Origin of the sequence: Hymenobacter coccineus, assembly GCF_001816125.1 — a bacterium.
Classification (GTDB): Bacteria; Bacteroidota; Bacteroidia; order Cytophagales; family Hymenobacteraceae; genus Hymenobacter; species Hymenobacter coccineus.
Map to the genome: position 1 here is coordinate 1 of NZ_MDZA01000320.1, position 25,169 is coordinate 25,169.

Annotated in this window: 17 protein-coding genes; 12 read left to right on the forward strand and 5 right to left on the reverse strand. The window is 62.7% G+C overall.

Annotated elements, in window-relative coordinates:
• The first annotated feature begins 119 nt into the window (after positions 1 to 119).
• The 5 genes from BEN49_RS16650 (at position 120) to BEN49_RS16670 (ending at position 9,964) form a co-directional block, all read left to right on the forward strand.
• Entirely contained in the window at positions 120 to 1,148 is a 1,029-nt protein-coding gene (locus BEN49_RS16650) for a glycoside hydrolase family 43 protein (protein WP_083326197.1), read from the forward strand.
• A gap of 89 nt (positions 1,149 to 1,237) precedes the next feature.
• Positions 1,238 to 3,643, forward strand: coding sequence for a glycoside hydrolase family 2 TIM barrel-domain containing protein (locus tag BEN49_RS16655; RefSeq protein ID WP_070745346.1), 2,406 nt, complete (start codon positions 1,238 to 1,240; stop codon positions 3,641 to 3,643).
• Between the two features lie 591 nt (positions 3,644 to 4,234).
• Positions 4,235 to 5,317, forward strand: coding sequence for an efflux RND transporter periplasmic adaptor subunit (locus tag BEN49_RS16660; RefSeq protein ID WP_070745402.1), 1,083 nt, complete (start codon positions 4,235 to 4,237; stop codon positions 5,315 to 5,317).
• A gap of 26 nt (positions 5,318 to 5,343) precedes the next feature.
• Positions 5,344 to 8,535 (forward strand): efflux RND transporter permease subunit, encoded by a 3,192-nt coding sequence (locus tag BEN49_RS16665; RefSeq protein WP_070745349.1) that lies wholly within the window; start codon positions 5,344 to 5,346, stop codon positions 8,533 to 8,535.
• On the forward strand, positions 8,528 to 9,964 hold the full coding sequence (locus tag BEN49_RS16670; RefSeq protein WP_070745352.1) for a TolC family protein: 1,437 nt from the start codon (positions 8,528 to 8,530) through the stop codon (positions 9,962 to 9,964). Before BEN49_RS16665 ends, BEN49_RS16670 begins: the two co-directional genes overlap by 8 nt.
• Positions 9,965 to 10,234: 270 nt before the next feature.
• Here the strand turns inward: BEN49_RS16670 and ald are convergent, their stop codons facing one another.
• The 4 genes from ald to BEN49_RS16690 form a co-directional block, all read right to left on the reverse strand.
• The gene (gene ald, locus BEN49_RS16675) at positions 10,235 to 11,362 is read right to left on the reverse strand and encodes an alanine dehydrogenase (RefSeq protein ID WP_070745355.1); all 1,128 of its coding nucleotides are present in this window, start codon (positions 11,360 to 11,362) and stop codon (positions 10,235 to 10,237) included.
• Between the two features lie 97 nt (positions 11,363 to 11,459).
• Positions 11,460 to 11,972, reverse strand: a complete 513-nt coding sequence (locus tag BEN49_RS16680; RefSeq protein WP_070745357.1) for a VOC family protein — start codon at positions 11,970 to 11,972, stop codon at positions 11,460 to 11,462.
• 75 nt (positions 11,973 to 12,047) lie between these two features.
• Entirely contained in the window at positions 12,048 to 13,064 is a 1,017-nt protein-coding gene (gene mgrA / locus BEN49_RS16685) for an L-glyceraldehyde 3-phosphate reductase (protein WP_070745360.1), read from the reverse strand.
• A gap of 15 nt (positions 13,065 to 13,079) precedes the next feature.
• Positions 13,080 to 13,859 (reverse strand): DUF1573 domain-containing protein, encoded by a 780-nt coding sequence (locus BEN49_RS16690; RefSeq protein WP_070745363.1) that lies wholly within the window; start codon positions 13,857 to 13,859, stop codon positions 13,080 to 13,082.
• A 186-nt stretch (positions 13,860 to 14,045) separates the two neighbouring features.
• Here BEN49_RS16690 and BEN49_RS16695 point away from each other — a divergent pair, with 186 nt between their 5' ends.
• On the forward strand, positions 14,046 to 16,463 hold the full coding sequence (locus tag BEN49_RS16695; RefSeq protein WP_070745365.1) for an alpha-ketoacid dehydrogenase subunit alpha/beta: 2,418 nt from the start codon (positions 14,046 to 14,048) through the stop codon (positions 16,461 to 16,463).
• Positions 16,464 to 16,653: 190 nt separating this feature from the next.
• Here BEN49_RS16695 and BEN49_RS16700 read toward each other — a convergent pair whose 3' ends face one another.
• Positions 16,654 to 17,190 (reverse strand): hypothetical protein, encoded by a 537-nt coding sequence (locus tag BEN49_RS16700; RefSeq protein ID WP_070745367.1) that lies wholly within the window; start codon positions 17,188 to 17,190, stop codon positions 16,654 to 16,656.
• Between the two features lie 119 nt (positions 17,191 to 17,309).
• On the opposite strand from BEN49_RS16700, the gene BEN49_RS16705 reads away from it, so the two are divergent.
• From BEN49_RS16705 to BEN49_RS16725, 6 genes are all read left to right on the forward strand, one after another.
• Positions 17,310 to 18,314, forward strand: coding sequence for a long-chain-fatty-acid--protein ligase (locus BEN49_RS16705; RefSeq protein ID WP_070745370.1), 1,005 nt, complete (start codon positions 17,310 to 17,312; stop codon positions 18,312 to 18,314).
• Between the two features lie 248 nt (positions 18,315 to 18,562).
• Positions 18,563 to 20,350 (forward strand): translation elongation factor 4, encoded by a 1,788-nt coding sequence (gene lepA, locus BEN49_RS16710; RefSeq protein ID WP_070745373.1) that lies wholly within the window; start codon positions 18,563 to 18,565, stop codon positions 20,348 to 20,350.
• A gap of 45 nt (positions 20,351 to 20,395) precedes the next feature.
• Positions 20,396 to 20,869, forward strand: a complete 474-nt coding sequence (locus BEN49_RS27070) for a hypothetical protein (RefSeq protein ID WP_125916958.1) — start codon at positions 20,396 to 20,398, stop codon at positions 20,867 to 20,869.
• Between the two features lie 126 nt (positions 20,870 to 20,995).
• Complete coding sequence (locus BEN49_RS16715) at positions 20,996 to 23,320, forward strand: mechanosensitive ion channel family protein (protein ID WP_125916960.1); 2,325 nt, start codon at positions 20,996 to 20,998, stop codon at positions 23,318 to 23,320.
• A gap of 95 nt (positions 23,321 to 23,415) precedes the next feature.
• Positions 23,416 to 24,315, forward strand: coding sequence for a bifunctional 5,10-methylenetetrahydrofolate dehydrogenase/5,10-methenyltetrahydrofolate cyclohydrolase (locus BEN49_RS16720; RefSeq protein ID WP_070745379.1), 900 nt, complete (start codon positions 23,416 to 23,418; stop codon positions 24,313 to 24,315).
• A 194-nt stretch (positions 24,316 to 24,509) separates the two neighbouring features.
• Positions 24,510 to 25,166: a 7-carboxy-7-deazaguanine synthase QueE gene (locus BEN49_RS16725; RefSeq protein ID WP_070745382.1), complete on the forward strand. Its 657-nt coding sequence runs from the start codon at positions 24,510 to 24,512 to the stop codon at positions 25,164 to 25,166.
• Positions 25,167 to 25,169 lie beyond the last annotated feature (3 nt).

Genomic DNA, 25,169 nt, shown 5'->3' on the forward strand with positions numbered 1-25,169 from the left:
CGGGTGGCGTGCTGCCCGTGGCCCCGCGCTCCGTCACGACGCTGGTGAGCGCGCTGCGCTAACCGGTAGGGCCCGCTTTTAGGGCCCCTTGCTTTCTGTTCCTCCTTCCTTTCCCACCCATGCTTTCTTCGATGAATTTTCTCAAAAGTGCCTTGGTGGCCGGGGCGCTGCTCGGCGGCGGGCACCTGCCCGGCGCGTTGGCCCAGCAGCCAGTGCCGGCCCGCCGCCAGCACTTGCCGCTGGATTCCATTAGGCTCAGCGACCCGTTTATCCTGGCCGACGCGCGCACCCATACTTATTACATGACCGGCACCGGCGGACTGCTGTGGCAAAGCAAAGACCTGAAAAGCTGGGACGGCCCCACCCCGGTAGCCCAGCCCGACCCCACCTCCTGGATGGGGCCCCGGCCCATGATTTGGGCCGCCGAAATTCACTCGTATAAAGGCAAGTACTACTATTACGCCACCTTCACAAACAAGGCCCTCACTGCCGACACGGTGCAGGGCAAGCCGCTGGAGCGCCGGGCCAGCCACGTGCTGCGGAGCGACCAGCCCGCGGGGCCCTACCGGCCCTTCGGCGACGCGACGTACCTGCCGGCCAACAAGCTGACGCTGGACGGCACGTTTTGGGTGGATAAGGACGGCAAGCCTTACCTGGTGTACTGCCACGAATGGCTGCAAAACCAGAACGGCACCGTGGAGCGCATTGCCCTCAAGCCCGACCTGAGCGGCACGCAGGGCCCCGCGCAGGTGCTGTTCCGGGCCAGTGACTCGCCCTGGAGCCGCGAAAACCCGCGCACTGGCTCGGCGCGCCCCAATAAAGTAACCGACGGCCCCTGGGTGTTTCGCACCAAAACCGGGCGGCTGGGCATGCTTTGGACCAGCTGGATATACGACGTGTACACCCAGGGCGTGGCCTACTCGGCCAGCGGCACGCTCGCGGGGCCCTGGCAGCAGGAGCCCGCCCCCATCACGCCGCCCAACTATGGCCACGGCATGCTCTTCCGCACCTTCGAGGGCAAGGACCTGCTGGTGCTGCACAGCCACCTGGACGTTAAGGGCAACTACCACCGCGTGCCGCGCCTGTTTGAGGCCGATTTATCGGGCGATAAACTGGTGATTGGAAAGCCCTACGGAATTAAAAATTAAAAATGAAGAATTAAAAATGGTGAGTTCAGAATTAAAATAGTGAGTTTAAAATTTTTAATTCTTCATTTTTAATTATCTCCCCACTCGCAATGACCAGAAAATGCATGCTGCTGCTCACCCTGCTGGGTCTGCTTGCCTACCTCCCCGCCCCGGCCCAGCGCCAGCAGCAGCTGTTCAATGCCGACTGGAAATTTCACCGCGGCGACGCGCCCGGCGCGGAGCAGCCCCAGGCCGACGACCGCACCTGGCGGGCCGTGCAGCTGCCCCACGACTGGAGCATCGAGGGCCCCTTTAGCGAGGAGTGGGCCAGCGCCACGGGCTACCTGCCGGGCGGCGTGGGCTGGTACCGCAAGGCATTTGCGCTGCCCGCCGGCTACCGCGGCAAGCAGGTGTCCATCTACTTCGATGGGGTGTATAAAAACAGCGAAGCGTGGCTCAACGGCCACTTTTTGGGCAAGCGGCCCAGCGGCTTTGCTTCGTTTCAGTATGAGCTAACCCCTTATTTATCAGCTGCCGGACCTAACGTGTTGGCGGTGAAAGTGGACCACAGCGAGGTGGCCGATTCGCGCTGGTACACAGGCTCGGGCATCTACCGCAACGTGTATTTGCTGGCCACTGCGCCGGTGCACGTGCAGCAGTGGGGCGTGGGCTTCACCACGCCGCAGGTATCGGCCAGCGCCGCCACCGGCCAGGTAGCCGTGGCCCTCACCAACGCCTCGGCCACGGCCGCCGCCGTTACCGTCACAAGCACGCTGCTCGATGCCAAGGGCCAGGCCGTGGCCACGGCGCAAAAGGTGCTGACCGTCAAGCCCAAAGCTAACGGGACGGCCAGCCTCAGGCTACCCATTAAAAACCCCGCCTTATGGTCGGCCGATCAGCCCAACCTGTACCGGCTGCGCGTGCGCCTGGCCGTGCAGGGCCAGGCGGTGGATGAGGTGACCGAGGAAGTGGGCGTGCGCACCATCCGCTTCGACGCCAACCAGGGCTTTTTCCTCAACGGGCAGCCCACCAAGCTGCGGGGCGTCTGCATTCACGACGATGCGGGGGCCTTGGGCGTGGCCGTGCCGCCCGAAGTGTGGGAGCGCCGCTTGAAGGCACTGAAAGCCGTGGGCTGCAACTCGCTGCGCATGAGCCACAACCCGCACGCCGACTACCTCTACCGCCTCTGCGACCGGCTGGGCTTCCTGGTGATGGACGAGGCCTTTGACGAGTGGGAGCGGGGCAAAAACAAGTGGGTGGCCGGCTGGAACGTGGGCACGCCCAGCCAAAACGGTTCGCACGAGTATTTCAAAGAGTGGGGCGACCGCGACCTGCGCGACATGGTGCTGCGCAACCGCAACCGGCCCAGCATCATCATGTGGAGCATCGGCAACGAAATCGACTACCCCAACGACCCCTACACCCACGAGGTGCTCAACACCGGCCGCAACCCCCAGATTTATGGGAAAGGCTACCTGCCCAACCACCCGCCCGCCAGCGAGATGGGGCCCCTGGCCAAGCGCCTGGTGGCCGTGGTGAAACAAGCCGATGCCTCGCGACCCGTTACGGCCGCCCTGGCCGGTGTGGTCATGTCGAACTTCACCGACTACCCCACCGCGCTCGATTTGGTGGGCTATAATTACCAGGAATTCCGCTACCCGGAGGACCACAAGCAGTACCCGCAGCGCATCATCTACGGCAGCGAAAACGGCATGGCCCCCGCTGCCTGGGCCGCCGTGGACAGCAACGCCTACGTATCGGCCCAGTACCTGTGGACCGGCATCGACTACCTCGGCGAGGCCGGCAAGTGGCCCCAGCGCGCCAACGGCGCGGGCCTGCTCGACCTGGCCGGCTTCCCCAAGCCCGAATACTACTTCCGCCAAAGCCTGTGGACGAGCGCGCCCCTGCTCTACCTCGCCGCCGCCGAAGCGCCGGCCGTGGGGGCCCCGGCCGGCCGCCGCCCCCGCGGCACCGCCACCTGGAACTGGCCCGTTGCCAGCCAGGTGCGCGTGGTGGCCTACACCACCAACGAAGCCACCGAACTGCTGCTCAACGGCCAATCGTTAGGCAAGAAAGCCGGCCGCCTGCCCGCCTGGGACGTGCCCTATGCCGCCGGCGAGCTGCGGGCCCGCGGCTACCGCAACAACCAGTTGGTGAGCGAGACGGTGCTAAAAACCGCCGGCCCGCCCGCCGCCTTGCAGATCAAGCCCGACCGCAACAGCCTGTCGGCCAAAGCGCAGGGCCTCGCCCAAATCGAGGTGCAGGTAGTGGACCAGGCCGGCAAGCCCGTGCCCGACGACGCCACCGAAATCACGGTCACGCTCACCGGCCCCGCCCGCCTGCTGGGCATCGAGAGCGGCGACCTGGCCAGCCACGAAACCTACGCCGCGCCCCGGCACCGCGCCCACCGAGGCCGGCTGCTGGTGTACGTGCAGGCCACCGGCGCGGGCCCCATCGGCGTGGCTCTGGGGGCCCCAGGGCTGGCCGGGCAAGCGGTGGCGCTGCGGGCCGAGTAACAGTCGCTGCTGCGGCATTTAACTATTGCGGGCGCACGACTAACGGAGGTATTGCTACCCTCGGTTAGTCGTGCGCCCGCCGTATTTCAGCACCGGGCTACCCAAGTAGAATAGGGGCCCCAGCTGGCTGGTAGTGTGGAAGAAAACCCCAAACCAGTTGATGCACAGGTGCGCATTATTCGCACCAATCTGAGTTTTTACTTCATGTATTTTTAATGTGATGCTGCTTGTTTTGCATCACCTAACCGCGTTACTAGTTCTACAGCTTCGGCGCATTCCCATAGGCTAGCACTCACAGATTTTTAATAGCCCCAGCCTTTCACTGGCGTTCAACGGCTCATGGCCGCTCGAAAAACTGATTGCTTAGCATGTAGAAAATCTATTTGGGGGATTCCATTGCAGAGATGGAACGCGCTGCTCTGGTAGTAACAACAGCTGCTATTACCACGGGGCCAGCGCGCACAAAATTGCCTACCGCCTTGGCAAAAGCCACCAGAACCCGCTGGCTATTGGCCGCCAGTGCGCCACGTATTTCTCAACCATATTTTTCCGGGATTACACAATTGCCTACTTATGGTATTTAATGATTTTATGAAAAGAGTATTCATGCTTATGAGCCTGGGGGCCCTGTGGTGTAACACCGGCTGCTCCAGCAAACCAGAGGAAAAAGAAGAGCAAATCAAGCTGCTCACCACCAGCCCGCTGGCTACCGACACCACAATTACCAAGGAGTACGTGGCCCAAATCCACGCCTACCAGCACATCGAGCTGCGGGCCCTGGAGAAAGGCTATTTGCAGAAAATATTTGTCGACGAGGGCCAGGCCGTGACCAAGGGGCAGCCCATGTTTCAGATTACGCCGCTGGTGTACCAAGCCGACTTGCAGAAGTCGCAGGCCGAGGCCAACTACGTGGACATTGAGTACAAGAACACGAAGAGCCTGGCCGATAGCAACATCGTGTCAAAGAATGAGTTGGCCCTGTCCAAGGCCAAGCTCAACAAGGCCCGGGCCGACGTTTCCCTGGCCCAGACCCACCTGCAATTCACGTCAATTAAAGCGCCGTTCAGTGGCATAATGGACCACTTCCAGGGCCGGCTGGGCAGTGTGGTGAACGAGGGTGACCTGCTCACCACGCTTTCCGACAACAGCAAAATGTGGGTTTACTTCAACGTACCCGAGGCCGAGTACCTGGCTTATGAGGAGCAAGCCAAGGCCGACAACGTGGTGAATGTGAAGCTGTTGATGGCCAACAACGAGGTATTCAAATACCCCGGCGTGGTCAAAACCATCGAAGCCGACTTCAACAACGAAACTGGCAACATCGCCTTTCGGGCCACCTTCCCCAACCCCGGTGGGCTGCTGCGCAACGGTGAAACCGGCAGTATTCTCATGACGGTGCCGCTCAAACACGTGCTGCTCATTCCGCAAAAAGCCACGTTCGAAATTTTGGAAAAGAAATACGTGTACGTGGTTGACAAAAACAGCGTGGTGCACCAGAAGGAAGTGAACATCGCCTCCGAAATGCCCGATTTGTACGTCATCAAATCCGGCATAACCAGCCAGGACAAAATACTGCTGGAGGGCCTGCGCAAGGTGAAGGACGGCGACAAGATAATCTACACCTATAAGGATCCGGAGACGGTTATCTCGCACTTAAAAGTGTACAGCGAGTAAGGAATTCCACATACTATAGCCAGAATATGTTTAGTAAATTCATTCGCAGGCCAGTATTTGCCATTGTTATTTCGGTGGTCATCGTCCTGATGGGCGTACTGGCTATCTTTAAGCTGCCTACGTCGCAGTTTCCGGAGATTTCGCCGCCCCTGGTAATGGTAAGCGCGGCCTATCCCGGGGCTAGCGCCAAGGTGCTCACCGAGTCGGTGCTGATTCCGCTGGAACAGGCCGTGAACGGGGTGCCAGGCATGAAGTACATGACCTCCGACGCCGTGAGCGCCGGCGAGGCCAACATCCAGATTGTGTTCAACCTGGGCACCGACCCCGACCAGGCCGTGGTGAACGTGAACACCCGCATCGCGCAGGTGCTCAACCGCTTGCCGGTGCTGGTGCAGCGCGAGGGCGTGATTGTGAACCGCGTGGTGCCCAACATGCTGATGTACGTGAACTTGTACAGCAAGGACAAGAACACGGACATGAAGTACCTCTTCAACTTCGCCGGCGTGAACATGATACCGGAACTGCAACGCCTGGGCGGCATCGGCCGGGCCAGTATTCTGGGCAGCCGGCAGTACGCCATGCGCATCTGGCTGAAGCCCGACCGCATGCGGGCTTACAACATTTCGGTCGACGACGTGATGAAGTCCCTGGATGAGCAGTCCGTAATTGGCTCGCCGGGCCGCATCGGCCGCTCCGACGGCGGGCAGGCGCAGTCGCTGGAATACGTGCTCTCCTACCAAGGCCGTTTCAATGACGTGCAGCAGTACCAAAACGTTATCCTGCGGGCTAACGCCAACGGCCAGAACCTGCACCTGAAAGACGTGGCCCGCGTGGAATTGGGCTCGGAGTTCTACGACATTTACTCCAACCTGAACCAGTACCCGTCGGCGGCCATCGTGCTGAAGCAGACCTACGGCTCGAACGCCAGCGACGTAATTAAGGAGGTGAAAGCCAAGCTGGAAGAGCTGAAGAAAAGCAGCTTTCCGCCCGGCATGGACTACAAAATCACCTACGACGTGTCGAATTTCCTCGACGCTTCGATTGAAAACGTAATCCACACCTTGCGCGACGCCTTTATTCTGGTGGCGCTGGTGGTGTACTTGTTCCTGGGCGACTGGCGCTCGACGCTGATTCCGGCGTTGGCCGTGCCAGTGTCTTTGGTGGGCTCGTTCATGGCCATGCAGGCGTTTGGCTTGACCATTAACATGATTACGCTCTTCGCCTTGGTGCTTTCGATTGGCATCGTGGTTGATAACGCCATTGTGGTGATTGAGGCCGTGCACGCCAAGATGGATGAAGAGCACCTATCGCCCTACAACGCGGTCCGGCAAGTAGTGGGCGAAATCAGCGGGGCCATCATTGCCATCACCGTGATGATGACGGCCGTATTTATTCCGGTATCGTTCATGAGCGGCCCGGTGGGCATTTTTTACCGCCAGTTCTCCATTACGATGGCCACGGCCATTGTGATTTCGGGCCTTGTGGCCCTCACGCTGACGCCGGTGCTCTGCGCCATGATTCTGAAAAACCACCACGGCCAGCCCAAAAAGAAAACGCCCATGCAGCGCTTCTTCGACTGGTTCAACCGCGGGTTTGAGCGGCTGACTAATGCCTACACCGGCCTACTGTCGCGGATTGTGGCCAACCGCCTCGTCACATTCGCCATGCTGGGGGCGTTTGTGCTGGGCATCTGGGCCATCACGGCCAAGCTGCCGGCCGGCTTTATTCCAAGCGAAGACCAGGGCTTGATTTACGCCATTGTGCAGACGCCGCCCGGTACCACGCTGGAGCAAACCAACGCCGTGTCGCAACGCCTGGCCAGCTTGGCCAAAGACATTCCCGGCATTGCCAACATCTCCTCGCTGGCCGGCTATGAAGTGCTTACCGAAGGCCGCGGCTCCAACGCCGGCACGCTGCTGCTTGACTTGAAGCCGTGGTCGGAACGCAAGGAATCCATTGCCGACATCGTGGGCAACCTGGAGAAAAAGGCTAAGCAGATCCCGGGCGCGACTATCGAATTCTTTGAGCCGCCGGCCGTGCCGGGCTACGGCGCGGCGGGTGGCTTCCAGCTGCAATTGCTCGATAAAACCAACTCTGGCGACTACAAGGCGCTGGAAAAGGTGAACGAGGAATTTATGACCAAGCTGAAGAAACGCAAGGAGCTGGCGGGTCTGTTCACCTTCTTCTCGGCCGATTACCCGCAGTACGAACTGAAGATTGATAACGAACTGGCCATGCAGAAGGGCGTGAGCATCGGCAATGCCATGAACACGCTCTCCATCATGGTGGGCTCGACTTACGAGCTGGGCTTCATCAAGTATCAGCGCTTTTTCAAGGTGTACGTGCAGGCTTCGCCCGAATACCGGCGGCTGCCCAAAGACATCCTGAACATGTGGGCGAAAAACGACAAGGGAGAAATGGTGCCTTTCTCGGCCTTCATGAAAATTGTGAAGTCGCAGGGTGCTAACGAAATCAACCGCTACAACATGTACACCACCGCCTCTATCCGCGGCGGGGCGGCTGAGGGCTTCAGCAGCGGCGAGGCCATCAAAGCCGTGCAGGAGGTAGCCAAAGAGCTGCCCCACGGCTACGACATCGACTGGGGCGGCCTGTCGAAAGACGAAGTGAGCCGCGGCAATGAATCGACCATCATTTTCATCGTCGTGCTGGTGTTTGTGTACCTGGTACTCGCCGCCCAGTACGAGAGCTTCCTGCTGCCGCTGGCGGTAATTTTCTCCCTGGTGGCGGGGGTGTTCGGGTCGTTCCTGTTCATCAAGATGTTTGGCTTGGCCAACGACATTTACGCTCAAGTAGGCCTCGTGATGCTGGTCGGCTTGCTTGGCAAGAACGCCGTACTAATCGTTGAATTCGCGGCCCTGAAGCACGAAGAAGGCATGTCGGTGCGCGACGCGGCCATCGAAGGGGCCCGGGTACGTTTCCGCCCGATTCTGATGACTTCGTTTGCCTTTATCGCCGGCTTGGTGCCGCTGGTGGTGGCCACGGGGGCAGGGGCTATCGGCAACCGCACCATCGGTAGCTCGGCCCTAGGCGGCATGCTGTTCGGCACCGTGTTCGGGGTAATCATCATTCCGGGTTTGTACTACTTCTTCGGCACCCTGGCCGGCGACAGCAAGCTCATCCGGGACGAAAACGAATCCCCGGTATTCGAAGGCGTTGAGAAGCGCGTATTAATTGAAGAAACAGAGCCCTATGCTTAAGCAACGCATCTACCAAGGCCTGAGCGCCGCCTTTCTGGCCTTAGCGGTAGCGGGTTGTAAAATGCCCCAATTGGTTACGCGCGACGTGCGCCGCAGCGTGCCCACCACCTACAACAACAGCACCCAGGATACCCTCAGCACCGCCAAAGTGCGGTGGCAGGAATTCTTTACCGATCCCAACCTGACCGCCCTGATCGACAGCGCCCTGCAACGCAACCAGGAGTTGAACATCACGCAGCAGGAACTCCAAATTGCCCGTAACGAGATCCAAGTCCGCAAGGGCGAGTACCTGCCCTCGGTGACGTTGGGGGGCCAGGCGGCCCTCGACCGCGTGAGCCGCTACACCATCCAGGGCGCTACGGAGGACCAAATCAACATCCAGCCCGACCGCCGCACGCCTGACCCGCTGGGTAACTTCCAGCTGGGGGCCTATGCCAGCTGGGAGGTGGACATCTGGCACAAGCTGCGCAACGCCCGCAAATCGGCCGCCACCCGCTACCTGGCGTCGGTGGAAGGCCGGAACTTCATGGTGACGAACCTGATTGCCGAGATTGCCACCTCGTACTACGAGCTGCTGGCGCTGGACAACCAACTGCTCATTTTGCAGCAGAACATTGAAATTCAGGACAATGCGCTGCGCGTGGTGCGGCAGGAGAAAGAGGCCGCCCGGGTAACCGAGCTGGCCGTGAAGCGCTTCGAGGCCCAGATTCAGAACACCATTGCCCAGCAGTTCACCACCCGGCAGCGCATCACCGAAACCGAAAACCGCATCAATTTTTTGCTGGGCCGCTTCCCGCAGCCCATCGTACGCAACGACGCGGAATTCAGCAACTTGGTGCCCAAAACCATGCAGGCCGGCATTCCGGCGCAGCTGCTCAGCAACCGGCCCGACATCCGGCAGGCCGAGCAGCAGCTGGTGGCCGCCAAGCTCGACGTGCAGGTGGCGCGCGCCAATTTCTACCCGTCGCTGGGCATTTCCGGCGGGGTGGGGTTTGGGGCGTTCAAGCCCGGCTTGCTCTTTACCACGCCGGGGGCCCTGTTGTACTCCATAGCTGGCGACTTATCGGCCCCGCTCATCAACCGCAACGGCATCAAAGCCCTGTACTCCAGCGCCAATGCCTTGCAGCTGCAAGCCGTGTACAACTACGAGCGCACCGTGCTGAACGCCTACATCGAGGTGGCCAACCAGCTTTCCAACATCAACAACCTAGAGCAGGGCTACGAGGCCAAGCTGAAGGAAGTGCAGGCCCTGAGCCTGTCCATCCGCATCTCCAACAGCCTTTTTCGGTCGGTACGGGCCGACTACACGGAGGTTCTCTTCACCCAGCGCGACGCCCTAAACGCCCGCTTCGACCTGACCGAAACCAAGATGAAGCAGCTCAATGCCACGGTGAACGTGTACCGGGCCCTGGGCGGCGGCTGGAACTAAGCAGCCCCTGAAAGCAAAAACCCGCTCGGCAAACAATTGCCGAGCGGGTTTTTGCTTTCGGTGAGTTGTGCTATAAACTGGACAAACCATCCGCTGGGGGCCCCAGCACCGGGCCTCCCGTCGGGAACCGCAAGGCCGCAGGTAGATGCCTTGCTGCGGCCACCACCTGCTTGATAGGTAAGGCCAAAATGCAACAGAAAAGGCCTCCCCGATGCTATATCGGGGAGGCCTTTTCTGTTGCAAAAACTACCGGGTTTCTACTAAGGCAAGCTACGCCGTTACCGGCTCCAGCACGTGGGCTACGTCCACCAGGGGCAGGTTCCAGGCGTCGGCCACGCCCTGGTACACCACTTCGCCGCGCACCACGTTCAGGCCGAGGCGCAGGGCCCCGTCGCGGCGGCAGGCTTCCTGCCAGCCCAAGTTGGCCAGCTTCACGGCGTAGGGCAGCGTGGCGTTGGTGAGGGCCAGGGTGGAGGTGTAGGGCACCGCGCCGGGCATGTTGGCCACGCAGTAGTGCACCACGTCGTCGATGATGAAGGTCGGGTCTTCGTGGGTGGTGGGGCGGCAGGTTTCGATGCAGCCGCCTTGGTCCACGGCCACGTCCACGAGCACGGTGCCGGGGCGCATGGTTTTCAGCATGTCGCGCGTGATGAGGTGCGGGGCCTTGGCGCCCGGAATCAGCACGGCGCCCACCACGAGGTCGGTGGTTTTGATGGCTTCGCGGATGTTGTATTCGTTGGAATATTGCGTCACCACGTTTTTGGGCATGAAGTCGTCCAGCTCGCGCAGGCGGTTCAGGTTGATGTCCATGATGGTGACCTGGGCCCCCAGGCCCGCGGCAATTTTGGCGGCCTGCGTGCCCACGATGCCCGCGCCGAGCACCAGCACGTGCGCCGGCTTCACGCCGGGTACGCCGCCGAGCAGGATGCCGCGGCCTTTGAGGGGTTTCTCCAGGTACTTGGCGCCTTCCTGGGGGGCCATGCGGCCGGCCACTTCGCTCATCGGAATGAGCAGGGGCAGGGCGCGGCTGGGCAGCTCCACGGTTTCGTAGGCCAGGCACACGGCCTTGCGCTCGATCATGGCGTGCGTCAGCTCCTCGCCGCTGGCGAAGTGGAAGTAGGTGAACAGCAGCTGGTTCTCCTTGATGAGCGGGTACTCCTCGGCAATGGGCTCCTTCACCTTCACAATCATCTCGGCCTGCCCGTACACGTCGGCAATGGTGGGCAGCAACACGGCGCCCGCCTGCTCGTACTCGGCGTCATCGAAGCCGCTGCCCGTGCCCGCGCCAGCTTGCACCAGCAGCGAGTGGCCGTGCTTGCGCAGCTCGGCCACGCCGGCAGGGGTGAGGCCTACGCGGTTTTCGTTGTTTTTAATTTCTTTAGGAACGCCGATAATCATAACAAAGCGGGGTGGGGTGAGAGAGGATAAAGGAAGCGCGAAGACGCCCCGTAAAGATAGGGCCCCAACGGCCCGGGGCGGCCAAAAGTGCCGCCCGCTAGCTGGGCATTTCGCCCGCGACCACCAGGGCCCCCAGGTCGAGCGGCTGGGTGTACATGGCGATGCCGCCGGCCGCGTCGCGGGGCCACTCGGCGCGGGGCCGGTCCCAGTACAGCTCCAGGCCGTTGCCGTCGGGGTCGTTGAGGTACACAGCCTCTGACACGCCGTGGTCGGCCGAGCCGCGCAGCGGGTAGCCGGCGGCCACCAGCCGGCCCACCACGCGGCCCAGGTCGGTGCGGGTGGGGTAGAGCAGGGCCGCGTGGTAGAGGCCCGCAGCGCCTTGGGTGCGCGCCGGGGCCCCATTTAGGCTGTTCCAGGTGTTCAGCCCGATGTGGTGGTGGTAGCCCCCGGCCCCCAAAAAGGCCGCCTGCTCGCCGTAGCGCTGCTGCAACTCAAAGCCCAGCAGGCCCTGGTAAAAGGCCAAGGACCGGTCGAGGTCGGTGACTTGCAAGTGCACGTGGCCCACTTTGGCCCCGACGGGCGCGGTGTAGTCCGCCAATGGTTCAGCCATGGGTTCGGTTAATGAGTGTTCGATACAAAAAATAGGGCCCCCAAGCACTGCTTGGGGCCCTAACTAATCAGGTGGCTAAGCCGCGGCTTCTGCCGCTGGCTGCAATATCTGCTCGATGCGGGCCAGCTCGTCGGTGCTAAAATCCAGGTTCTGGAGGCAGTGCAGCGAGTCAGCAAGTTGGGCGGGGCGGCTGGCTCCTACCAGCACGGACGTCACCCGGTCGTCCTTCAGCAGCCAGGCCAGGGCCATTTGGGCCAGGCTTTGGCCGCGGGCCTGGGCCACGGTGTTGAGCTGCTGGAGCTGGGCCACCACGGCGGGCGTCACCTGCTCGCGCTGCAAAAAGCCCGTGCTGCTCGCCGCCCGCGAGTCGTCGGGAATGCCCTTTAAATACTTATCCGACAGCAGGCCCTGGGCCAGGGGCGAGAACGGGATGCACCCGACGCCCTCCGCGCCCAGCACGTCGAGCAGGCCTTCCTCCGGGTCGCGCACCAGCATCGAGTACTTGGGCTGGTGGATGAGGCAGGGCGTGCCCATTTCGCGCAGCAGGCCGATGGCTTTTTGCGCCTCCTCGGGCCCGTAGTTCGACAGGCCCACGTATAGGGCCTTGCCCTGGCGCACGGCGTGGGCCAGGGCCCCCATGCTTTCCTCCAGCGGCGTATCGGGGTCGGGTCGGTGGTGATAGAAGATATCGACGTATTCCAGGCCCATGCGCTTGAGGCTCTGGTCTAGGCTGGCTAGCAGGTACTTGCGCGAGCCCCACTCGCCGTAGGGGCCCTCCCACATGTTGTAACCGGCCTTGGTTGAGATGATGAGCTCGTCGCGGTACGCGGCAAAATCCTGGGCCAGCACCTTGCCAAAATTCAGCTCAGCCGAGCCGGGGGGCGGGCCGTAGTTGTTGGCCAGATCGAAGTGGGTGATGCCGTTGTCGAAGGCCAGGTGCAGCGTTTCGCGGCCAGTGGCCAGCGCGTCCACGTCGCCGAAATTGTGCCAGAGGCCCAGCGAAATGGCGGGCAGCTTGAGGCTGCTTTTGCCGCAGCGGCGGTAGGGCAGGGCCTGGTAGCGGCCCGCGGCGGGGAGGTATTGGGAAGGCATAAAAAGGGGAAGAGGTTATTTAAACGGCACGGCGGTGCCGCTTTCCTTTACGAGGCTTTCGGGGGCGAGGGTGCGCACCACGGTGGCGCGCAGCGTGAGCTTGGCGTCGCCGGCCGAGGCCACGTCGTTCGATTGCAGCGTCACCACGTCGGCTAGGGGCCCCAGCTGGCGCGGAGCGTACACCAGTTCCACGGTGGCGCTTTGGCCGGGGGCGATGGGGGCGGGCGGCACCTTGTAGCCCACGCAGTAGCAGGCACTGCCCAGGGCCCCCAACACGAGCGGGCTCTTGCCGGCGTTGTGCACCACGAAGCGGGCGCTCAGCTGCTGCCCGCTTTCGAGCCGGCCGAAGTCGTGCGCCGGGGCCCCCTCAATCACCAGGCGCGGCGAGCGGGCAATTTCGGCGGGCGTCAGGGTTTTCTTCTGCTTGTCCTTGGTCAACACCGTGCCTTTGATGGTGAGCACGTGGCTGGGCTCGGCGGCGTTGCTGGTCACGGTTACGGTTTTGCTGAACACGCCGGGGCGGCCGGCGCTGCTGTACACGGCCCGCACGATGCCGGACTTGCCGGGCAGCACCGGTGTTTTCGTCCAGTCGGGGGTGGTGCAGCCGCAGCTGGCCTGCACGTTGGCGATGACCACGGGCTGGTTGCCGGTGTTCTTAAACCGGAACTCGTGGGCGGCCATCGTGCCCTCCGGCACGGCCCCGAAATCGTGCAGGTCGCGCTCGAACGTGAGCACGCCCTGGGCCCGGGCCCCCAGGGCCCCGGCCAACAAAACGAGGGCGAAAAGGTATTTCATACACAAAGTATTACAAGGTGAAACGGCCGGCCGGCGGCGGCAAGCCACAGCTGCTTGCAGGACAGGCAAATATACATGGGGGCCCTGCCCACCGGCGCGCCCGCCCCCGATGCCCTATTTTTGCCCCGGCTCCGGCCGCATCGCCCTTCCCCCCGTCCCACCCGCTCCACTCAAGTCCCTCTGCCCATGCCCACCGCCGAACTCATCGCTCCGGCCCCCACGGCCGCCCTGGCCCCGGCCGATTTTCTGCACGACTACCGCTTGGGGTGGGAGAGCCGGCACGCCTCGCTGGCGGGCCGCAAGGAAGTATTCATGGGCAAGGCCAAGTTTGGTATTTTTGGCGATGGCAAGGAGCTGCCCCAGCTGGCCATGGCCCGCGCCTTTCAGAACGGCGACTTCCGCGCCGGTTACTACCGCGACCAAACCTTTATGGTGGCCATCGGCGAGCTAACCTGGCAGCAGTACTTCGCCCAGCTCTACGCCAACCCCGACGTGGAGGCCGAGCCCTCCACCGCCGGCCGCGCCATGAACGGCCACTTCGGCACCCGCCTGCTCGACGACGAAGGCCTCTTCAAGCCCCAGACCGCGACCAAGAACTCCTCAGCCGACATCTCGCCCACCGCCGCCCAAATGCCGCGCCTCGTGGGCCTGGCCTACGCCAGTAAGCTCTACCGCCTCAATCCCGCGCTGCACCCGTTCAGCGACTTTTCGGTGAACGGCAACGAGGTGGCGTTTGGCACCATCGGCAACGCCAGTACCTCGGAGGGCATGTTTTTTGAGGCCCTGAACGCGGCCGGCGTGCTCCAGATTCCGCTGCTGGTGAGCGTGTGGGACGACCACTACGGCATCTCGGTGCCCGCCAAGTACCACACCACCAAGCAAAGCATTTCGGCCATGATGGCCGGGTTGCAGCGCGAAGGGGAAGGGGAGCCCGGCTTCGAGATTTTTGAGGTGAAGGGCTGGGACTACCCCGCCCTGGTGGACGCTTACCAGCGCGCCGCCGCCGTGTGCCGCACCCAGCACGTGCCCGTGCTCTTCCACGTCACCGAGCTCACCCAGCCCCAGGGCCACAGCACCAGCGGCTCGCACGAGCGCTATAAGCCCAAAAGCCGCCTGCTGTGGGAAGAAAAGCACGACTGCCTGCTGAAGATGCGCAATTGGCTGCTGGCCGAGGGCCACGCCACGGCCGACGAGCTCGATGCCCTCGAAAAGGACGCCGCCACCACCGTGAAGCGGGCGCGCACCGCCGCCTGGAAGGCCTTTGTGGACCCCATCAAGGACGAGCGCGACGCAACCGTGGCCCTGCTCGACCGCCTGGTAAAAGCCACCGGCACCGAGCACGCCCTGGCCGAAACCGTGAACCGGCTGCGTACCAACCCCGCGCCCATCCGCGCCGACAGCGTGCGCACCCTGCGCCAGGCCCTGCGCCAGGTGCGCGGCCTGCGCCACCCCGGCCGCCGCGCCGTGCAGCAGTACCTGGAGCAGCTGCAAGGCGAAAACGCCGACCGCTACAACGCCAACCTCTTCAGCCAGAGTGCGGAAGCCGTGGGCAACATCGACGAGGTGCCCGTGGCCTACGCCGATGGGGCCCCGCAGGTGGACGGCCGCGAGGTGCTGCAAGCATGCTTCACGGCCAACTTCGAGCGCGACCCGCGCATCTTCGCCATCGGCGAGGACGTGGGCCAGATCGGCGACGTGAACCAGGCCTTTGCCGGCTTGCAGGAGAAGTTTGGCGAGCTGCGCGTGACCGACACCGGTATCCGCGAGTGCACCATCGTCGGGCAGGGCATTGGCGCGGCTTTGCGCGGGCTGCGCCCCATCACCGAGATTCAGTACCTCGACTATTTGCTGTATGCGGTGCAGATTCTGAGCGACGACCTCGCCTGCCTCCAGTACCGCACCAAGGGCGGCCAGAAGGCCCCCCTGATTGTGCGCACCCGCGGCCACCGGCTGGAGGGCATCTGGCACTCGGGCTCGCCCATGGGCCTGCTGCTCACCACGCTGCGCGGCATCCACGTGTGCGTGCCCCGCGACATGACCCGCGCCGCCGGCTTCTACAACACGCTGCTGCGGAGCGACGAGCCGGCCGTGGTGGTGGAGTGCCTGAACGGCTACCGCCTCAAGGAAACCATGCCCGCCAACGTGGGCGAGTTCACGCTGCCGCTGGGCCGCCCCGAGGTGCTGCGCGCCGGCACCGACGTCACCATCGTCACCTACGGCTCGATGTGCCGGGTGGTACTGGAGGCCGCCGCCCAGCTGGCCGCCGAGGGCATTTCGGCCGAAGTAATTGACGTGCAAACCTTGCTGCCCTTCGACACCGAGCACCTCATCGCCGATAGCCTGCGCAAAACCGGCCGCGTGCTTTTCGCCGACGAGGACGTGCCCGGTGGGGCCTCGGCCTTCATGCTCCAGCACGTCATCGACGAGCAAAACGGCTACCAACTGCTTGATGCCGCCCCGCGCTGCCTCTCGGCCCAGGCCCACCGCCCCGCCTACAGCTCCGACGGCGATTATTTCAGCAAGCCCAACGTGGAGGACGTGTTCGACGCTGCCTACGCCCTGCTCAGCGAAGCCGACCCAGAGCGGTTTCCGGATATCTACTAGAGCGGTTGTAGCTTGGACTTTGTAGTCCGAGCGCGAGCGCAGCGAACAGTGCCGTTGCTGGGCCGTGCCTGCAATCTTGCTGCCGGCATTGCTCGCTGCGCTCGCGCTCGGACTACAAAGTCCAAGCTACATCACTAAAAACGCCGCCTCCCCAGCGGGAAGCGGCCGTTCTTATCGTTAATTAGGGGTCCTACGGGATGATTATGCTGTTGGTGGTCACTACGTTGCTCCGGTTCAGGGCCCGGTCCTGGATGCTGACTACGAAGCGCACCTCCTGCCCGGGCAGGAAGGGCGAGCCGAGCAGAAAGGCCTGGCCGTACTGGAGCGTACCCTTCACCGGGGCCTCCTTGGTGCCATCGGCCGTGATGCGCGGGTAGCGGCCGTTGTACCGGCCCAGCGGGATGGTGCTATTCGTGAAATCGACAAACTGTTTGCTGGATATATCGTACAGTTGCGGCTGCAAAAAGTAATTCTGGGGGTTGCTGGCAAACGGACCAGCAATATCCGCGTCGGACAAGCCCAGGTCGCCGTTGCCGTCCTGGTATGTCAAGGCGATAATCATCGAGTCGCGCCGGGCCCCGCCCGTGCCCAGGCGCGTGGAAGTAAGCTGCGCGTCGTCGATGGATGGCGTGGTGGAATAGTCGGGCGGGTTGAGGCAGCTGCTGACGGCCCCGGCCGCAACGGCCAGTAGCCCAGCCAGGCGCAGCGAGTAGAATAAAGTGCGCATAGAAGCGTGAAAAGACGAAAGTGAACGCAACCCGGGGCCCCAAAAGTGGCCCGAATGTACGTTTTTCGCAACGAAGCCGACGTGGTTTTGTTGTGCCCTGCTAACCCCTTCGCCTGCCAATGAGTTTCCGCGCCGAATTCCTGCGCCAGCTGCCCGCTGTGTCGGCCGCCACCTTCGAGGCGGCGGCCCTGGCCCTGTTCCGCCACCAGGCCACCCACTGCCCGCCCTACGCCGCCTACCTGCGCCAGCTGGGCCGCGCCCCCGCCGCCGTGGGGGCCCTGGCCGACATCCCGTTCCTGCCCATCGAGTTCTTCAAAACCCACGACGTGCGCACCGAGCCCGACGAGTGGGCCCCCCAGGAAGAATTCCTGAGCAGCGGCACCACCCGCCAGCAGCGTAGCCGCCATCTGCTGCGCGACCCGCAGCTGTACCGCGACAACGCCGCTCGCATCTTCGAGCAGTTCTACGGGCCCCTCACCGGCTGGACGTTCCTAGCCCTGCTGCCCTCGTACCTGGAGCAGGGGCAGTCGTCGCTGGTGGCGATGGTCGACGACTTTGCCCAACGTTCGGGGCAGGCGCAGCCCGCGTTTTTTCTGCACGACCACGGGGCCCTGCGCCGGGCCCTGGCTGAAGCCCAGCAGGTACCCGGCCGCCGCGTGCTACTCATCGGCGTGAGCTACGCATTGCTGGATTTGGCTGCCGAAGCGGGCCTCGCGCCCGAGCTGCAGGGCCTGACGGTACTCGAAACCGGGGGCATGAAGGGCCGCCGCCGCGAGCTCATCCGCGAGGAGCTGCACCAGGAACTGCAGCAGGCGTTCGGGCCCGCCGGCATCCACTCCGAGTACGGCATGACGGAGCTGCTCAGCCAGGCCTACTCGCTCGGCGATGGGCGTTTCCACGCACCGCCGCCGCTGCGCGTGCTGCTGCGCGACCCCGCCGACCCGTTCGACGTGGCCGAGCGCCGGCCCGACGGCGCTATCAACGTTATCGACTTGGCTAACATCGACTCGTGCGCCTTCATCGAAACCAAAGATTTAGCCGTGCAGCACCCCGACGGCTCGTTTGAAGTGCTGGGCCGCATGGATAATTCGGACGTGCGCGGCTGCAACCAACTGGTGGCGTAAGGTGGCACTTGGGGCCCCGGGAACGACCCGGGCTGCCGGCTTTTCGCCGGCTGCCCGGTAATCGTTGAAACAACGCCCGGTTTCCCTGGGGCCCCAAACTGCCGGTCGGGCCGCCGCAACGATTCAACCCCGGTTGTTCAACGATTACCGGGCAGCCGGCGAAAAGCCGGCAGCCCGGCCCAGCCCCGCACTACCGGCCAATTGGCATTGCTTTCGCCGTACCTTCGTTGTCTTAAAAACCGCTTCCTGTGAAGAATATCCGCAATTTCTGCATCATCGCCCACATCGACCACGGCAAAAGCACACTGGCCGACCGGCTCCTGGAGTTCACGAGCACCGTGGCCAAGCGCGACATGCAGGCCCAGTTGCTCGACAACATGGACCTGGAACGCGAGCGGGGCATCACCATCAAGAGCCACGCCATCCAGATGCAGTTTCCCTACAAAGGGGAGATTTACACGCTGAACCTGATCGACACCCCCGGCCACGTCGATTTTAGCTACGAAGTGAGCCGCAGCATTGCCGCCTGCGAAGGGGCCCTGCTGATAGTGGACGCCTCGCAGGGCATTGAGGCCCAGACGATTTCCAACCTCTACCTCGCCATCGGGGCTGATCTGGAAATCATTCCGGTGCTCAACAAAATCGACCTGCCGCACGCCATGCCGGAGGAGGTGACCGACGAGATTGTGGACCTGATTGGCTGCAAACCGGAAGACATCATCCACGCCTCGGGCAAGGCCGGCATCGGCATCGAGGCCATCCTGAACGCCATTGTGGAGCGCGTGCCGGCCCCTAAGGGCGACCCCGAGGCCCCACTGCAAGCGCTGATTTTCGACTCGGTATTCAATTCATACCGCGGCATTGAAGTGCTGTTCCGCATCAAGAACGGGGTGATGAAGAAGGGCGACAAGCTCCGCTTCATGGCCACGGGCAAGGAGTATGGCGCCGACGAAATCGGCATCCTGGGCCTCAACCAGGAGCCGCGCCAGGTAATGGAGGCCGGCAACGTGGGCTACCTCATCTCGGGCATCAAGGAGGCCCGCGAGGTGAAGGTGGGCGACACGATTACCCATGTGCACAACCCTACGCCGGAAGCCATCCAGGGCTTCGCCGACGTGAAGCCGATGGTATTTGCCGGCATCTACCCGGTGGATACTACCGAGTACGAGGAGCTGCGTTCGAGCATGGAAAAGCTCCAGCTCAACGACGCCTCGCTGGTGTGGGAGCCCGAAACGTCGGTGGCGCTGGGTTTCGGCTTCCGCTGCGGCTTCCTGGGCATGCTGCACATGGAAATCGTGCAGGAGCGCCTGGAGCGCGAGTTCAACATGACGGTCATCACCACGGTGCCGAGCGTGCAGTTCCACGCCACCGGGACCAAAGACCAGCTCCTGACCATCAACGCGCCGAGCGAAATGCCCGAGCCGAACCTGATAAAAACCATCGAGGAGCCGTATATCAAAGCGCAGATTATCACCGCTTCGGAGTACGTGGGGCCCATCATCACGCTGTGCATGGAGAAGCGCGGCATCATCAAAGGGCAGTCGTACCTGACCTCCGAGCGGGTGGAAATGAGCTTCGAGCTGCCGCTCTCGGAAATCGTGTTCGACTTCTTCGACAAGCTCAAAACCATCAGCCGTGGCTACGCTTCGCTTGATTATGAGCTGATCGGCTTCCGCGAGTCGGACATGGTGAAGCTGGACGTGATGCTGAACGGCGAGAAGGTAGACGCCCTCTCGGCCATCGTGCACCGCTCCAAGAGCTACGACTGGGGCCGCCGCCTCTGCGAAAAGCTGCGCGAGCTGCTGCCCCGCCAGATGTTCGACATCGCCATCCAGGCCAGCATCGGGCAGAAAATTATCGCCCGCGAAACCATCAAGGCCCTGCGCAAAAACGTGATTGCCAAGTGCTACGGCGGCGACATCAGCCGCAAGCGCAAGCTGCTCGAAAAGCAGAAGGAAGGCAAAAAACGGATGCGCACCGTGGGCTCGGTGGAAATCCCGCAAGAAGCCTTTCTGGCGGTGCTCAAAATTGACTGATTTAGCGAAACGCGGCTTCGAAAGGGGCCGCGTTTTTTTTAATTTATGTCAGAAATTATTGCCATTACTAACGATGCGTTGCGCGAGTTGCTCAATCAACTCGTGGGTAAGCCTGCTTGGCGAAGCAGAGCCGGTAACGGTACAGGCTCAATTTTTACTCTCCAGTTTGGCCCAGAATTACCAAATAATAAAACCCAAGGAGAGTTTTCCTTAATGGTTTATTGTGCGTGGCGAGTTGTGAAGGGTAATCAAATACTGCTTAGTTGGCACGATGATTCTGATGAAATTCTAGCTCCTGGGTTAGCAATGTTTCACGAGGCAGTGGTTACCGCAATTAAACTCTCGCAGTGGAATGATTTGATATTTCATTTTTCCAATGGGCAGGAAATTCAAATAATTAACGATTTCTCTCCGTTCAACGATTTTGATGAAAGTTGGTCTGTAATTCACAACGGGCGTGTTGCCTACGCTGTCAGGCCTGATAATGATATTGATTACAAATTATTGCCTATCAAATAATAGATGCGCTTGTTGCTGTTTAGAGGTCTACTATTGATCGGGTTAATCGGATGGTCAGGCCAACTGCAAGCCGCCCCGGCCAAGCCCAAAGCCACCGTCCAAAAAGCCCTATCCGCCGCGCCCATCTTGCCCGATACGCTGGCCCGGCGCATCGAAAAAGCCTATTTCGTACTCAGCCGCATCAACGGCACGGCGCGGCGCAACTCCGATACCCAGGACCTGAGCGAGGACTTGCCCGCGGTGGAGGATAACCTCGAAACCATTCGCGAGAACCTCGACCAGTACGGCGACGTGGTGGACGTGAAGCAGTTGCAGATGTACCGCGTGCTGCTGGCCGACATGCAGACGCGGCTGGGCGACTGGCGCACGGCCCTGAACACGGGCGGCAAAGAGCTGGCCGCCCAGCAGGCCCGCCTCGATACGCTGGGGGCCCAGTTGCCCCCGCCCGCCGACCGGCCGCCCGTGGCCACGGCCATCGGCCGGGCCCTGGCGCGCCTGGCGGGCAAGGAAGACCGCGCCCGCCAGCTGCTGGCTCGCCGCCGCCAGTCGGTAACGGGCCTGCAAACGCGGGTGTCGGAGGGCTACATCCAGGCCCTGGAACTGCAAGACGTGGTGCGCGAGCAGATGGGACGCTTCAACCGCCGCAACATCCGGGCCGAGCTGCCACCGCTGTGGCGCCCGGGCCGCGTGGTGGCCGCCGACGCCCAGGCCAATGCGCTGGTGCGCAAGTCGTACCAGGCCCAGCGTGGCCTGCTGGGCTACTACTTCACCGAGCACTGGGACTATTGGGTGTGGATGGTGTTGCTGGCGGTGGGCTTTTTCGGGTGGGTATTTCGCAACTTCAGGGCCCTGCGCCACACGGCGGCCGGGGCAGCCATTGCGGCCAATGCCGACGCCCCCGCGGCCAATTCGCCGGCGGCCGCTGGTGCTGACGCGGCTGCTACCGGGGCCCCAGCGGCGGCGACCGCCGCGCCGCGGGCGCTGCCCGAACACCGGCTGCACTACCTGCGGCCGATACCGGTAGCCGCCGCGTTGCTGGTGGTGTTCAGCCTGGCCCCTTTTTTCGACTTGCAGCCGCCCGCAGCCTACACCGACCTGCTGCAACTGCTGCTGGTGGTCACGCTCACGGTGCTGGGCTGGCGCAGCTGGCCGCGGCCGCTGTTCTGGTACTGGGCGGGCATCGTGGTGGCCTTTTTTGCCCTGAACGTGGCCTACGCCGTGCGTGCTCCCGGGCTGGGCATGCGCTGGGCCACGCTGCTACTGAACGTGGCCGCCGGGGCCCTGGGCTACTTTTTCTGGCGCTACTTGCAGCGCCGCAAGCTGCTGGCGGGCTTCGTGCGGCCGGTGGCGCTGCTGTTTGTGGGCCTGAACGCGCTGGCCGTGCTGGCCAACGCCTTCGGCCGCGTCAGCCTGGCCAAGATGTTTACCGCGGCGGCCCTCGTGGGCCTCACGCAGGGCGTGGCGCTGTCGGCCTTCGTGCGGGTGGTCACGGAGGCGTTTTTCCTGCAAGTGCAGCGCAGCCGGCAGGCGGGTGGGCTGGGCACGCGCTTCAGTTTCGGCAAGATGGAAAGCGCCCTGCGCAAGGCCCTGACGGCGGTGGTGGGCCTGCTCTGGCTGATGCTGTTCACGGCCAACCTGAACCTGTACAACCTGTTTTACCGCCTCATCGGGCGCGCCCTCACGGCCCCGCACCAGCTCGGCAGCACCACCTTCACGCTCGGCAACGTGCTGCTTTTCTTTGGGGTCATCATTCTCACGGTGCAGCTCCAGAAGTACGTGGGCTACTTTTTTGGCGAAACCGACGACGAGTTCAACGTCGATACCGACCGCAAGGGCTCCTGGATGGTGGCCATCCGGCTGGCCATCCTGGCGGTGGGGCTGTTTGTGGCCACGCTGGCGTCGGGGCTACCCGTCGATAAGATTGCCATCGTCCTGGGGGCCCTGGGCGTGGGCATCGGCCTGGGCCTGCAAAACATCATCAACAACCTGGTGTCGGGCGTTATCCTCATCTTCGAGCGGCCGTTTCAGGTGGGCGACTACATCGAGGTGAAGGGCCAAACCGGCCGGGTGAAGGACATCGGCATCCGAGCCAGCAAGCTCATTTCGCAGGCCGGGTCCGAAATTATTCTGCCCAACGGCGACCTGCTCTCCAACCACGTCATCAACTGGACGCTGAGCAACAACCACATCCGCACCGAGATGGCCCTCAACCTGGGCCCCGACATCGACCTGGACCAAGCCCGCCAAATCATCAGCGAGGAAATCCTCCAGAACCCCAACACGCTGCACAAAGTCGCCCCCGAAATCCTGCTCAGCAACGTCACCGTCACCGGCTACGACCTCAAGGCCCTGTTCTGGATCAACAACATCCGCCAGGAGCAAGCCCTGAAAAGCGAGCTACTGTCCGGCATCTACCAGCGCCTCACGCAGGCAGGCATCGCCATGCGCTAGCGCGAGCAACATGTGAAACGGAGTGGCACTCCGTTATTTTGTCCAAATAAGTTAAGCCGGCAACGGAGTGCCACTCCGTTTTACCTTTTGAGTCTATGAACACTGCCCCCCACCTCATCGACGGCAAGCAAACCGCCGAGGACATCAAAGTTGAAATTGCTGCCGCGGTGGTGAAGCTCACTGCCACCGGCCAGCGCCCGCCGCACCTGGCCGCCATCCTCGTGGGCCACGACGGCGGCTCTGAAACCTACGTGCGCAACAAGGTGCTGGCCTGCGAGCGGGTGGGCTACGACAGCACGCTGCTGCGCTTCGATGACGACATCACCGAGGCCGACCTGCTGGCCCAGGTGGGGGCCCTGAACGACGACCCGGCCATCGACGGCTTTATTGTGCAGCTGCCGCTGCCCAAGCACATCGACGCCGAAAAGGTCATCGAAGCTATCCGCCCCGAGAAGGACGTCGACGGCTTCCACCCCATGAACCTGGGCCGCATGGTGGCCGGCCTGCCCGCGCTGCTGCCTGCCACGCCCTCCGGCATCGTGGAGCTGATGGCCCGCCAGGGCATCAAAACCAGCGGCCAACACTGCGTAGTCATCGGCCGTAGCAACATTGTGGGTACGCCAGTTAGTATATTGCTGGCTAAGAACTTAGAGACGGCAAACTGTACCGTTACTTTATGCCACTCGCGCACCAAGAACCTGGCTGAAATCGTGCGGCAGGCTGATATTGTTGTGGCCGCCATTGGCCGGCCCGAGTTCGTGACGGCCGACATGGTGAAGCCCGGCGCGGTGGTGATTGACGTGGGCACAACCCGCGTGCCGGACGCCAGCAAGAAGAGCGGCTTCACGCTGAAGGGCGACGTAAACTTTGCCGAAGTGGCCCCGCTGGCCGCCCGCATCACGCCCGTGCCCGGCGGCGTGGGCCCCATGACCATCGCCATGCTGCTGCTGAACACGTTGCGCGCCGCCACCGGCGCCGTGTACCCGAAGGCGTAATCAGTAGCTTGGACTTTGTAGTCCGAGCGCGAGCACAGCGAGCATCTTGCGCTGAAGACCGTCTGGTCCCGCCTGCTCGCTGTGCTCGCACTCGGACTACAAAGTCCAAGCTACTTGCCGTAAATTTGAGTGGCCGGAACCCCCGGTTGCGCCCCGGGCGTTGACGTAAGTCGCGCCCGTTTTTTTATTCGCTTATGCCTGCCGTTACTGATTTGCTCGTCGCTTTGCCCATCGTTTGCCAGCCCACCGCCGGGGCCCTGCTGCCGGTAATGGAGCAGTTTTATACCATTCAGGGCGAAGGTTTTAATACTGGCCGGGCGGCCTACTTCATCCGCCTGGGCGGGTGCGATGTGGGCTGCGTGTGGTGCGACGTGAAGGAATCGTGGGACGCCAACGCGCACCCGCGCCAGGCTGTGGCCGCACTGGTGGCCGCCGCCGCCGCATACCCCGGCCGCAACGTGGTCATCACCGGCGGCGAGCCGCTGATGCACGACTGCGCACCCCTCACCGGGGCCTTGCAAGCGGCGGGCTTCCAAACCTGGATTGAAACCTCGGGGGCCCATCCGCTCAGCGGCCGCTGGGACTGGATCTGCGTATCGCCCAAGAAGTTTAAGGCCCCGCGGCCCGACGTACTGGCCCAGGCCGACGAGCTGAAAATCATTGTTTTCAACGACAGCGACTTTGCCTGGGCCGAGGAGCACGCCGCCCTGGTGCCCGCCACCACACGCCTCTACCTCCAGCCCGAATGGAGCCGCGCCGCCCGCATGACGCCCGCCCTCATCGACTACGTGAAGGCCCACCCGCGCTGGCAAGTATCGTTGCAAACGCATAAATACCTCGACATTCCGTAGTTT